The organism is Micromonospora maritima (assembly GCF_902825405.1).
GTDB classification, from domain to species: domain Bacteria; phylum Actinomycetota; class Actinomycetes; order Mycobacteriales; family Micromonosporaceae; genus Micromonospora; species Micromonospora maritima.
The window spans coordinates 1-11,568 of sequence record NZ_CADEAU010000143.1 but is presented as its reverse complement, the minus strand read 5'-3'; the positions used below and the strand labels follow the sequence as shown (position 1 = coordinate 11,568).

At 74.0% G+C, this 11,568-nt stretch carries 8 protein-coding genes; 3 read left to right on the top strand and 5 right to left on the bottom strand.

Annotation, left to right across the window (positions count from 1 at the left end):
- The 3 genes from HUW36_RS15300 to HUW36_RS15290 form a co-directional block, all read right to left on the bottom strand.
- A partial coding sequence (locus HUW36_RS15300) for a transglutaminase TgpA family protein (protein WP_174528782.1) occupies positions 1 to 1,895 on the bottom strand: 1,895 nt, incomplete at its 3' end.
- A gap of 16 nt (positions 1,896 to 1,911) precedes the next feature.
- Positions 1,912 to 3,210 (bottom strand): DUF58 domain-containing protein, encoded by a 1,299-nt coding sequence (locus HUW36_RS15295; protein WP_174528781.1) that lies wholly within the window; start codon positions 3,208 to 3,210, stop codon positions 1,912 to 1,914.
- 1 nt (position 3,211) lies between these two features.
- On the bottom strand, positions 3,212 to 4,273 hold the full coding sequence (locus tag HUW36_RS15290) for an AAA family ATPase (protein WP_174528780.1): 1,062 nt from the start codon (positions 4,271 to 4,273) through the stop codon (positions 3,212 to 3,214).
- Between the two features lie 354 nt (positions 4,274 to 4,627).
- On the opposite strand from HUW36_RS15290, the gene leuS reads away from it, so the two are divergent.
- Positions 4,628 to 7,468 (top strand): leucine--tRNA ligase, encoded by a 2,841-nt coding sequence (gene leuS / locus HUW36_RS15285; RefSeq protein ID WP_174528779.1) that lies wholly within the window; start codon positions 4,628 to 4,630, stop codon positions 7,466 to 7,468.
- A gap of 43 nt (positions 7,469 to 7,511) precedes the next feature.
- On the opposite strand, the gene HUW36_RS15280 is transcribed toward leuS, so the two are convergent.
- Together HUW36_RS15280 and HUW36_RS15275 are read right to left on the bottom strand one after the other, a co-directional pair.
- A complete protein-coding gene (locus HUW36_RS15280; protein WP_217428817.1) occupies positions 7,512 to 8,303 on the bottom strand; it encodes an ABC transporter permease subunit in 792 nt (263 codons plus the stop codon).
- On the bottom strand, positions 8,303 to 9,208 hold the full coding sequence (locus HUW36_RS15275) for an ABC transporter ATP-binding protein (RefSeq protein WP_174528777.1): 906 nt from the start codon (positions 9,206 to 9,208) through the stop codon (positions 8,303 to 8,305). The genes HUW36_RS15280 and HUW36_RS15275 overlap by 1 nt, the downstream gene beginning before the upstream one ends.
- Positions 9,209 to 9,340: 132 nt before the next feature.
- On the opposite strand from HUW36_RS15275, the gene HUW36_RS34085 reads away from it, so the two are divergent.
- Both HUW36_RS34085 and HUW36_RS34080 read left to right on the top strand, forming a co-directional pair.
- Positions 9,341 to 10,534, top strand: coding sequence for a sensor histidine kinase (locus HUW36_RS34085; RefSeq protein WP_217428816.1), 1,194 nt, complete (start codon positions 9,341 to 9,343; stop codon positions 10,532 to 10,534).
- The gene (locus HUW36_RS34080; RefSeq protein WP_217428815.1) at positions 10,531 to 11,187 is read left to right on the top strand and encodes a response regulator; all 657 of its coding nucleotides are present in this window, start codon (positions 10,531 to 10,533) and stop codon (positions 11,185 to 11,187) included. Before HUW36_RS34085 ends, HUW36_RS34080 begins: the two co-directional genes overlap by 4 nt.
- Positions 11,188 to 11,568 lie beyond the last annotated feature (381 nt).

Genomic DNA, 11,568 nt, shown 5'->3' with positions numbered 1-11,568 from the left:
AGCAGGGCCAGCAGGGCGAGCGCCCCGGCCAGCCACCACGGCCAGACCGCGTCCTTCTGGGCCGGCCCACCGTCGCCGAGCGCCAGGCCCTGGTCGATGTCCCGCTCCTCGCGGTTCGGCTGCTGCGCCCCGGCCGACGGGTCGGCGGCACCCGGCGCGGCGGTGGCGCCCGCCGAGGGGGAGATCTCCTCCGGGGCGTCGATGTCCGGCGCCCAGGACGAGCGGAACGAGCCGGAGATGGCGGCCGCGGGCGTGGCGTCGAACGGCACCCAGCCGATCCCGCCGCCGAAGTAGACCTCGGTCCAGGCGTGCAGGTTGCGGTTGGTCAGCACGGAGGTGTCGCCGTCGACCCGACCGCCGTTGGTGAAACCGATCGCGACCCGGGCCGGTATGCCGGCCGACCGGACCAGCCAGGCCATGGCCGCGGCGTACTGCTGGCAGTAGCCGACCTTGGTGGCCAGGAAGTTGGTGATGTCCTCCCCGCTGCTGCCGTCGCGGGTGGACAGGGAGTAGGAGAAGCCGTTCTCCACCGAGAAGTAGTCGTAGATCGCGCGGACCTTGTCGTAGTCGTTCTGCTGGCCCTTGACCAACCGCCGGACCAGATCCTCGACGGCGGCGACCGTCGGCCGGGAGGTCTGCCGCCGCATGACCGCGCTCTCCGCCGGCGGCGTCGGCGCCGCGCGCAGCGCCGCCGGGCTGAACGTCGACCTGACGTACTCGAAGGAGTAGCGCTTGCCGCGGGCGTTCTCCCGGTTGGAGAAGACGATCTGCTGGTCCCCGTCGTAGAGCCAGTTGCTGCTGAGGTCGTCGGTGTCGGTCGGCTCGGCGTAGACCGGGATCAGCGGCATGTTCAGGTTCTTCGTCACCTCGACCTCGGCCCGGTAGCGCCGCTGCTCGACCCCGCGGGAGACACCCTCGGCCGGGTCGGGCAGGGCGCGGGTGACCGGCCCGCCCGACGGCACCCGGGCCTGGAAGCCGCTCGGTCGCAGCTCGTCGACGACGCCGAGCCGCAGGTAGAACGGGTTCGGCTCGTTGGTGCGGACCTTGACCAGCTCGACCTCCTCACTCTGGTTGAGCTGGCCGCTGAGCGCGGCGAACAGGTCGATCCGGCCGGGACTGCCGCCCTGGCCGGGCCGCCCGGTGCCGTCGCCCGGGCCGGCGCCGACGTTGTTCATCAGCCCGCCGGTCATCCCGGGCACGGCCAGGGGCAGCGCGACCGCCACGGCCACACCGACCACCGCGAGCCGTCGGCCGGCCGCCGCCAGCGGCGACGACTCCCACACGTCGACGTCGCGCCCCTCGCCGGTGAAGCGGCGGCCGAACCGGCGCACCCGGTCGACGTTGTCGGTGACCAGCAGCCACAGGTAGCCGCAGGCGCCCACCACGAACGGGGTGGCGGGGACGCTGTCCAGGTAGACCGCGACCGGCACCGAGTAGATGGCCAGCATCGGCAGCCCGGCCAGCGCCGGGCGGCGCAACCCGACCGCGAGCAGGTCCACCACCACGGCCACCCCGCCGATGCCGAGCACGGCGAGGAAGAGCAGCGAGTCGACGTCGGGAACCTTGACGCCGTAGGTGCGCATGTCCTGCAGCGAGGCCTGGAGCAGGTCGCCGAAGTGGGCGAACGTGGCCGGGGTCGGCACGAACGCCAACGCCTCGGTGCCGCCCGGGAAGACCCAGGTCAGCCCCAGGGCCAGGCCGGCCAGCATGGCCAGCAGCTGGCCCCACAGCGGAGCCCGGCCCAGCCGGCTCAGCGCCGCCGCGCCGGCCACCACGGCGACCACGATCGCGGCCTGGATCAACCAGGTCCAGCGTTCGAAGATCGCCGACAGTGGCGCCGACGCCAGCAGGGTCGCCGCCGCGGCGACGAAGCCGATGTTGCGGTGCGGGGTCACAGGACCACCCTTCCGGTTATCGCATGCCTCCGGCGACCGTCTCGGCCAGCGCCGCCCGCAGGGCGAAGCCCTGGGAGCCACGACCGGCCTGCGGCCACAGCACCGGCAGCCGGTTGCCGTGCTCCACGCCGATCACCCGCCAGCCGCTCTGCAGCAGGGCGAGCGCGGCGCTGCCGTGCGCCCGTTCCGCCTCGGCGCGCGCCTTCGACGGCAGGTTCAGCCAGGTGTTGCTGTCGAGCAGGAACGCCACACAGGTGGCGCCGTTGCCACGCAGCCCCGCCAGCAGCTCCGCCTCGGCGGTGCCGACCGTGCCGAGCAGGGCGATGATCAGACCCCCGTCGGCCCGCTGGCGGACCTGCTGCACCAGCGTGGTGATCTCGCCCCGCCGGTCCAGGTGCACCTCGGCGAGGTGGTCGAGGAGCAGGCCCTCGCCGCCGGCCTCGGTGGCCCCGACGTCGACGCCGTTGCCGGTGACCAGGCGCAGCTTGTAGCCGGCCTGCCGCAGGTGCACCGCGACGCTGGCGGCGGCCGAGACCGCCCACTCGAAGCTGGCCGTCGGGCCCTCGCCCCGGTGACCGGCGGCCCGGGTGTCCAGCACCACGGTGGCCCGGCTCTCCCAGGGTTGCTCCTCGCGGCGCACCATCAGCTCGCCGGTGCGGGCGGTCGACTTCCAGTGCACCCGGCGCAGGTCGTCGCCCCTCCGGTACTCGCGGGTGGCGGCGTCGTCCTCGCCGTGCACCGCCACCGAGCGGGCCCGGCTGTCGCCGCTGCCGGCGTACTCGCCGGGCAGCCGGACCGAGGGCAGCGGGGTGACCTGCGGGATCACCGTGAGGTGGTCGGTGCTGGGGAAGGACCGGGTCAGCTCACACAGACCGAACGGGTCGGTCAGCCGGATCACCAGCGGACCCACCTCGTACCGGCCGCGCACGTCCGCGCGGACCGTGTACGCCACGGAACTGGCCTGGTGCGCACCGAGCCGCTCCAGCACCACCCGGGGCCGGCTGCCCAACGCGTACGGCAGCCGGTCCTCCAGCAGCAGCGTGCCGGTGGGCAGCCGGGACAGGTTCTGCAACCGCAGCACCACCCGGGAGCTGGCCCCGACCGGCACCCGGTGCGGCTCCAGCGACCGGTTGCAGGCCAGCTTGTAGCGGCTGCGCCCGACGTAGGCCGCCGCGAGCAGCGGCAGGACGGCGAGCAGCACGGCCACCCGGAGCAGGTCCTTCTCGCCGAGGATGCCCGCGGAGATCGCGGCGGCGACCGCGGCCGCCAGGAAGGAGCGGCCGCGGGTGGTCAGCCCACGCAGCCCGTCGCGCACGTCACGGCCTCCGCGGCTCGTACGGCCCGCGGCCGTTGTTGCCGCCGCCGCCGGGCGGCCGGGTGTCGTACGGCGACCGCTGCCGGTCGTGCGGGAGCGGCAGGCGGTGCACCAGCTCGGCGACGATCGCGTCGGTGGTACGCCGGGCCAGCTGCGCGTCCGCGGTCGGGATGATCCGGTGCGCCAGCACCGGCACCGCGAGCACCTGGAGGTCGTCCGGCAGGACGTAGTCGCGGCCCTCCAGGGCGGCCACGGCGCGGGCGGTGCGCAGCAGCTGGAGCGTGGCCCGCGGGGACGCGCCGAGCCGCAGGTCGGGCGCCTCGCGGGTGGCGGTGACCAGGTCGATCGCGTACTGCTTGACGGCGTCGGCGACGTGCACCTGCCGGACGTGGCCGATCAGCCGGCGGACCGTGGCCGCGTCGGAGACCGGCCGCAGCCCCGGCAGCGGGTCGACGGCGGCGTGCCCGTCGAGCATGGCCAGCTCGGCGCGTGGGTCCGGGTAGCCCATGGCGATCCGGGCGGTGAACCGGTCCCGCTGCGCCTCCGGCAGCGGGTAGGTCCCCTCCATCTCGATCGGGTTCTGCGTCGCGATCACCATGAACGGCGTCTGCAGCTGGTAGGTCACCCCGTCGACCGTGACCTGCCGCTCCTCCATGCACTCGAGCAGGGCCGACTGGGTCTTCGGCGAGGCCCGGTTGATCTCGTCGCCGACCACCAGGTTGGCGAACACCGCGCCCGGGCGGAACTCGAAGTCGTGCGTCTCCTGGTTGTAGACGCTGACGCCGGTGACGTCGCTGGGCAGCAGGTCGGGGGTGAACTGGATCCGACGGACCGAGCAGTCGATGGACCGCGCCATCGCCTTGGCGAGCTTGGTCTTGCCGACGCCGGGCACGTCCTCGATGAGCAGGTGGCCCTCGGCGAGCAGCACCGCCAGGGCGAGCCGGACGGTGGCCGTCTTGCCCTCGATGACCTGCTCGATGTTGGACACGATGGCCTCGCTGGCGGCACGGAACTCGTCGTGCGGCAGCAGACCGCCCACCTCGTCCCAGGTCTGTTGTGTCACGGGCCTCCTCCTCGTCGCCTGGACGGCAGCTCTGTATAGAGCACCTGGACCCGCCGTTGGGTTCGCGACGCCGAGCCTCGTCTGCCGCAGAAATCTCACTGGTCTCTCAGGCTAACCATGTTTGTCGTTATCGCCGACCCCCGCAGGTGGTCGGTCGGTTACGCCCTGAATATTCGCCGGACGGGGGACGGGGGTACACTGCCGGACATGGCCGGAGTCTTCCTGCTTCTTACCGAGCCGTGCTGATGCGCTGACGCGCGACAGCACGGCCGCCCCTCCTGCGCGAGGGGCTTTTTTGTGCCCGCAGCCCAGCGCCCACATCCGACCTGACCTGACCCGCGCCGAGGAGACGCCATGAGTGAGGCAGCCGCACCGGCCACCGACATCCCCCCGTTCCGGTACACCGCCGCCCTGGCCGACGAGATCGAGACCCGCTGGCAGGACACCTGGGCGCGGGAGGGCACCTTCCACGCGCCGAACCCGGCGGGCCCGCTGGCCGACCCGGCCCACCCCCGCGCGGGCGCCGAGAAGCTGTACGTGCTGGACATGTTCCCCTACCCGTCGGGCGCCGGCCTGCACGTGGGGCACCCGCTGGGCTACATCGGCACCGACTGCTACGCCCGCTACCAGCGGATGACCGGGCACAACGTGCTGCACGCGATGGGCTTCGACGCGTTCGGCCTGCCCGCCGAGCAGTACGCGGTGCAGACCGGCACCCACCCCCGGACCACCACCGAGGCGAACATCGAGCGGTACAAGGCGCAGCTGCGCCGGCTGGGCCTGGGCCACGACGAGCGGCGCTCGGTCGCGACCATCGACACCGAGTTCTACCGCTGGACGCAGTGGATCTTCCTGCAGGTCTTCAACTCCTGGTACGACGCGGACGCGAAGAAGGCCCGGCCGATCGCCGAGCTGATCGCCGAGTTCGAGGGCGGCACCCGCGCCACCCCGGACGGGCGTCCGTGGGCCGAGCTGTCCGTGGGGGAGCGGCGGCGCGTCGTCGACGACCACCGGCTGGCGTACGTCTCGCAGGCGCCGGTGAACTGGTGCCCGGGGCTGGGCACCGTGCTGGCCAACGAGGAGGTCACCGCCGACGGCCGCTCCGAGCGGGGCAACTTCCCGGTCTTCAAGCGGAACCTGAAGCAGTGGATGATGCGGATCACCGCGTACGGGGACCGGCTGCTGGAGGACCTGGACACGCTGGACTGGCCGGAGCCGATCAAGCTGCAGCAGCGCAACTGGATCGGCCGGTCGACCGGCGCGCACATCGACTTCCCGACCGACGCCGCCCCGGTGCGGGTGTTCACGACCCGGCCGGACACGATCTTCGGCGCCACCTACATGGTGCTGGCGCCCGAGCACGAGCTGGTCGACGTGCTGACGCCGGCCGCCTGGCCGGAGGGGACGAAGGACGCCTGGACCGGTGGGCACGGCAGCCCGCGCGAGGCCGTCGAGGCGTACCGGAAGGCCGCCGCGGCCAAGACGGACGTCGAGCGGCAGGCGGACAGCAAGGAGAAGACGGGCGTCTTCGTCGGCGCGTACGCGACGAACCCGGTGACCGGCGGGCAGGTCCCGATCTTCATCGCCGACTACGTGCTGGCCGGCTACGGCACCGGCGCGATCATGGCGGTGCCGGCCCAGGACGAGCGGGACTGGGACTTCGCCGAGGTCTTCGACCTGCCGATCGTGCGCACCGTGCAGCCGCCGGAGGGCTTCGCCGGCAAGGCGTACACCGGTGACGGCCCGGCGGTCAACAGCGCGGCGCCGGAGCGCGGCATCGACCTGGACGGCCTGGGCGTGGCCGACGCCAAGGCGCGGATCATCGAGTGGCTGGAGGCCAACGGGCACGGCGCCGGCGCGGTCACCTGGCGGCTGCGCGACTGGCTGTTCTCCCGGCAGCGCTACTGGGGCGAGCCGTTCCCGATCGTGTACGACGAGACCGGGGCGCCGATCGCGCTGCCCGAGTCGATGCTGCCGGTCGAGCTGCCCGAGGTCGACGACTTCTCGCCGAAGACGTTCGACGCCGACGACGCGGCCAGCAACCCGGAGACCCCGCTGTCGCGGCGGCGCGACTGGGTGGAGGTCGAGCTGGACCTGGGCGACGGGCCGAAGCGCTACACCCGGGAGACCAACGTGATGCCGCAGTGGGCCGGCTCCTGCTGGTACGAGCTGCGCTACCTGGACCCGACCGACTCGCAGCGGTTCGCCGAACCGGAGAACGAGGCGTACTGGATGGGGCCTCGCCGTGACGGCGACTGCGGTGGCACGGACCTGTACGTCGGCGGCGCCGAGCACGCCGTGCTGCACCTGCTGTACGCGCGCTTCTGGCACAAGGTGCTGTTCGACCTGGGCCACGTGTCGTCGTTCGAGCCGTTCCGCCGCCTGTTCAACCAGGGCATGATCCAGGCGTACGCGTTCACCGACCCGCGCGGCGCCTACGTGCCCGCCGAGGAGGTCGTCGAGGTCGACGGCCGCTGGTTCCACGGCGAGACCGAGGTCCGGCGCGAGTACGGCAAGATGGGCAAGTCGCTGAAGAACGTGGTCACCCCGGACGACATGTGCGCGGCGTACGGCGCGGACACGTTCCGGGTCTACGAGATGTCGATGGGCCCGCTGGAGGTGTCCCGCCCGTGGGAGACCCGGGCGGTGGTCGGCTCGTACCGGTTCCTGCAGCGGGTCTGGCGCACCGTCGTCGACGAGCAGACCGGTGCGCTGCGGGTCACCGACGAGCCGGCCGACGAGGCGACCCGGCGGCTGCTGCACAAGGTGGTCGACGGGGTCCGCGCCGACATGGACGGCATCCGGTTCAACACGGCCATCGCCAAGCTGATCGAGCTGACCAACGGCCTGACCCGGCTGGCGGAGACCCCGCGCGAGGTGGCCGAGCCGCTGGTGCTGATGGTCGCCCCGTTCGCCCCGCACCTGGCCGAGGAGCTGTGGCGCAAGCTGGGCCACGACACCTCGCTGGCGTACGCGGACTTCCCGGTCGCCGACCCGGCCCTGCTGGTGGCCGAGTCGGTCACCTACCCGGTGCAGGTCAACGGCAAGGTCCGGGGCCGGGTCGAGGTGCCGGCCGACGCGAGCGAGGAGACCGTCCGCGCCACCGCGCTGGAGGCGGTCGCCGGCGCCCTGGCCGGCAAGGAGCCGCGCAAGGTGATCGTGGTGAAGGGCCGGATGGTCTCGGTCGTCGTCTGAACCGGCTCGTGGGCGCGCCCGGAGCGGGCGCGCCCACGACGGGTCAGGGTTCGCGGCGGTGCACGACGACCACGGCGAGCAGCGCGGCGGCCACCGGCCAGACGGCGTACACCGCCCAGGACCCGGGCACGGTCGCCACGTGCAGGTTCGGCAGCACGTACGGGTTGCCGACCAGGCGTTCCCAGGCCGGCACCGGCAGCGCGTTGTGGATCGCCGCGGACCACCGCCTGTCGATGTCGAAGGCCAGCGGGGCGAGCAGCAGCAGCGTGGTGGTGACCACGACCGCCGGCGCGGTGTGCCGCACCAGGGCGCCGACGCCGAACCCGATGAGCGCGCAGACCGGCAGCAGCAGCGTCGAGGCGACGACGGCGCGCAACGCCCCCGGGTCGCCGATCGAGGCACCCGCGTCCCGGTCGGCGAGGATCGTCTGGGACACCCAGAAGGAGGCGGAGGCGGCCACCGCGCCGACCGCCAGCATGACGGCGGCCAGCACCGTGACCTTGGCGGTGACCACGGCCCGACGGTCGGGTACGGCGAGGAACGTGCTGCGGATCTGTCCGCTGGCGTACTCGCCGGCGATCATGACCGCGCCGACCGCGCCGGCCGCGAGCATGACGAAAAGCCAACCCTCCTCGGGGAAGGCGTCGTGGATCGGGTCGAAGGAGGCCCGCCGCTCGGCCGGGTAGTCCGGCCAGTTGTGGTGGTCGCCGAGCGCGGCCCGGGCGCTGAACAGGACCGCGGAGACCGCGATCAGCGCCAGCGCCCCGTACGTGGAGCGCAGCGACCACAGCTTGATCCACTCGGCGGCGAGCAGGTCACGGAAACGGGCGCGCATCATCGGCCTCCGGCGGCGTAGTCGAGTCGGTCGGCGGTGAGCGCCATGAACGCCTCCTCCAGCGAGGCGGCGTCGGCGTGCAGCCCGTACACCACGACACCGGCCCGGAAGGCCAGCTCACCGACCCGCCCGGCGGGCAGGCCGGTGACCGTCAGGCCGTCGTCGTTGCGCGTGACGACCCCGCCGGCCGCCGCGAGCGCGGCGCCGAGCGCGGCCGGATCGGGCGTACGGACGACGACCCGGTCGTGCGCGGTGCGGGCGGCGAACGCGGCGAGGCTCTCGTCGACGAGCAACTCGCCCCGTCCGATGACCACCAGGTGGTCGGCGGTCTGCTCCATCTCGCCCATCAGGTGGCTGGAGACCAGCACGGTCCGCCCCTCGGCGGCGAGCCGCCGGAACAGCCCGCGCACCCAGCGCACCCCCTCCGGGTCGAGGCCGTTGAAGGGCTCGTCGAACATCAGCACCGGCGGGTCGCCGAGCAGCGCGGCGGCGATGCCGAGGCGCTGCCGCATGCCGAGGGAGAAGCCGCCGATCCGGCGTCCGGCCACCTCGGACAGGCCGACCTGGTCCAGCACCTCGCCCACCCGGGCGCGGGGGAGCCCGTTGCTGCGGGCCAGCGCCGCCAGGTGCGCCCGTGCGCTGCGCCCGCCGTGCACGTCGCCGGCGTCCAGCAGCGCGCCCGCGTACCGCAGCCCTCGTGGCCGGCCGGCGAACGGCTGCCCGTCCACCAGGGCGGTGCCGCCGGTCGGCCGGTGCAGGCCGAGGACGAGTCGGAGCGTGGTGGACTTGCCGGCGCCGTTCGGGCCGAGGAACCCGGTGACGTGGCCGGGCCGGACGGTGAGGGTCAGTCGATCGACGGCGGTCGTCCCGCCGTACCGTTTCGTGAGGTCCCTGAGCTCGATCATGGCTTCGACGCTCCCGTGTCCCGGCCGCCGGGTCGTCGTGCCGGGGACCACACCCGGCCGGTGACACCCCGCCCCCGGGCGTACGCCCACCGGCCGATGACCGGGCGGCCGGCCGCTGGCTACGGTGTGTCCATGGAGGCGGTCGTTGCGCGTCCGCGCGTCGTGGCCCGGCGGGTGCGGACGGTCCTGATCTGGTCCGCGGTGGCGTTGCTGCCGGTGGCGCTGCTGCTGGCGGCCACCTCCGGCACCGGCGGACCGGTGCTCGTCGTGCCCACCCCCGACCACAGCGTGCCCGGGCTCCCGGTCCGCTACCTCGTGCCGGTCCTGGCGGTGCTGCTGCCCGCCGGCCTGCTGCGTCGCCGTCCGCTGCTCGCCCTCGGCCTCATGCTCGCCGGGGCGTCGCTGGTCACCGCCACCACGAACGCGTGGGATCAGGGCTACCTGGCCGGCCTGTGGTACCTCCAGTTCCTCGTCGTGGACGTGATGCTCGGCGTGGTCGCGGCCCGTGGGCCGCGTCGGGTGTCGGTGCCCGCGGCGGTGATGGTGCTCCTGGTGCAGGTGGCCGCCGCCTTCGTGAACCCGGCCGCCGGCGCGCTGGACCGGGCCACCCTCTCCGTCCCGGCGGTCCTCGCGGCATGGGTGGTCGGCAACTCGGTGCTGGCCCGCCGCGCGCACGCCGAACAGGTGCGGGCGCATGCCGCCGCCGAGGCGGTCACCGCCGAACGGCTGCGCATCGCCCGGGAGTTGCACGACGTGGTGGCGCACAGCATCGGTGTGATCGCCATCCAGGCGGGCGTGGGCGCCCGGGTCATCGACAGTCAACCCGCGCAGGCGCGGGCCGCGCTCACCACCATCGAGACGACCAGCCGGGAGACCCTGGCCGGGCTGCGCCGTACCCTCGGCGCGCTGCGCCGCCCCGACGGCGCGCCGGCGTCGCTGGACCCCACGCCCGGACTGTGCGACCTGGACCGGCTGGTCGGGGCCGCGGCCGACGCCGGGGTGCGGGTGACGCTCGCCGTCGACGGCGAGCCGGGTCCGCTGCCCGCCGAGGTGGAGCTGGCCGCGTACCGGATCGTGCAGGAGGCACTGACGAACGTGGTACGCCACGCGCGGGTCGACAGGTGTCGGGTGACCGTGCGGCACGCGCCCGACGGGCTACGCGTCGAGGTGGTCGACGAGGGTCGCGGCGGCCCGGTCGGTGGCGAGGGACACGGGATCGTCGGGATGCGGGAGCGGGCGGCGCTGCTCGGCGGCCGGTGCGTCGCCGGGCCACGCCCGGAGGGCGGCTTCCGGGTCGACGCGGTGCTGCCGGCGGGTGCGGCGTGACGATCCGGGTGCTCCTCGTCGACGACCAGCCGTTGGTGCGGGCCGGCCTGCGGGTGCTCATGACCGACGCGCCGGACCTGGTGGTCGTCGGGGAGGCGGGAACCGGCGCGGAGGCGATCCGGTCGGCGCGGGAGCTGACGCCCGACGTGGTGCTGATGGACCTGCGGATGCCCGGCACCGACGGGATCGCGGCCACCCGGGACATCGTCGCGGCCGGCGGACCCACGCGGGTCCTCGTGCTCACCACCTTCGACGACGACGAGCACGTGCACGCGGCGCTGCGCGCCGGCGCGAGCGGCTTCCTGGTCAAGGACATGGCCCTGGAGGAGATCCTCGGGGCGGTGCGGGTGGTGGCCGCCGGCGACGCGTTGATCGCGCCCGGCGTCACCCGGCGGCTCATCGCCGAGTTCGCCCGCCGGCCCGCCGCGGCGCCCCGCCCCCGGGACCTGCCCGGGGTCACCGACCGGGAGCGGGAGGTGCTCGGCCTGGTGGCACGCGGGCTGTCCAACGCGGAGATCGCGGCGGAGCTGGTGATCAGCCCGGCCACCGCCAAGGCGCACGTGGCCCGGCTCTTCACCAAGCTGGGCGCCCGGGACCGGGTGCACCTGGTGATCGCCGCCTACGAGGCCGGCCTGGTCGTCCCACCGGGCTGACCGGATCTCGCCGGGGTGGGGCGAGCTGCGCCGGGTGGCTGAGCTGCTCGCCTCGGGGCTTCCGGTGACCCTGCCCGGGCCGGGCGGCGCCCTGTCACGGTGCCTTTCGAGCTGATGTCGTCAACGACTCACGCGCTCCCGGAGCGGGCGGGCACCGGCGCCCCGAGTCGTTTCTGATATCAGCTCGAAAGGCGTCGCGGAGGTGACGGGCCGGCGACCCGTGGCCGGGGGCAGGCGTGGCCGGGGCCGGCTACCGGAGGCCCGGGAGCGTTGCCGGACCGGTGGACCGCCGTGCCGGCGCACTCACCCCGTGCCGAGCGCGGCCTCGATCGTCGGGCGGTGCCGCCGCAGCCAGTCGTGCCAGCCGCGTACCGTCTCGAC

Bases quoted from the DNA above. Each gene is read 5' to 3' on its own strand.
- HUW36_RS15275 (WP_174528777.1), bottom strand. From the start codon at position 9,208: ATGATCGAGCTCAGGGACCTCACGAAACGGTACGGCGGGACGACCGCC.
- leuS (WP_174528779.1), top strand. From the start codon at position 4,628: ATGAGTGAGGCAGCCGCACCGGCCACCGACATCCCCCCGTTCCGGTAC.
- HUW36_RS34085 (WP_217428816.1), top strand. From the start codon at position 9,341: ATGGAGGCGGTCGTTGCGCGTCCGCGCGTCGTGGCCCGGCGGGTGCGG.
- HUW36_RS15280 (WP_217428817.1), bottom strand. From the start codon at position 8,303: ATGCGCGCCCGTTTCCGTGACCTGCTCGCCGCCGAGTGGATCAAGCTG.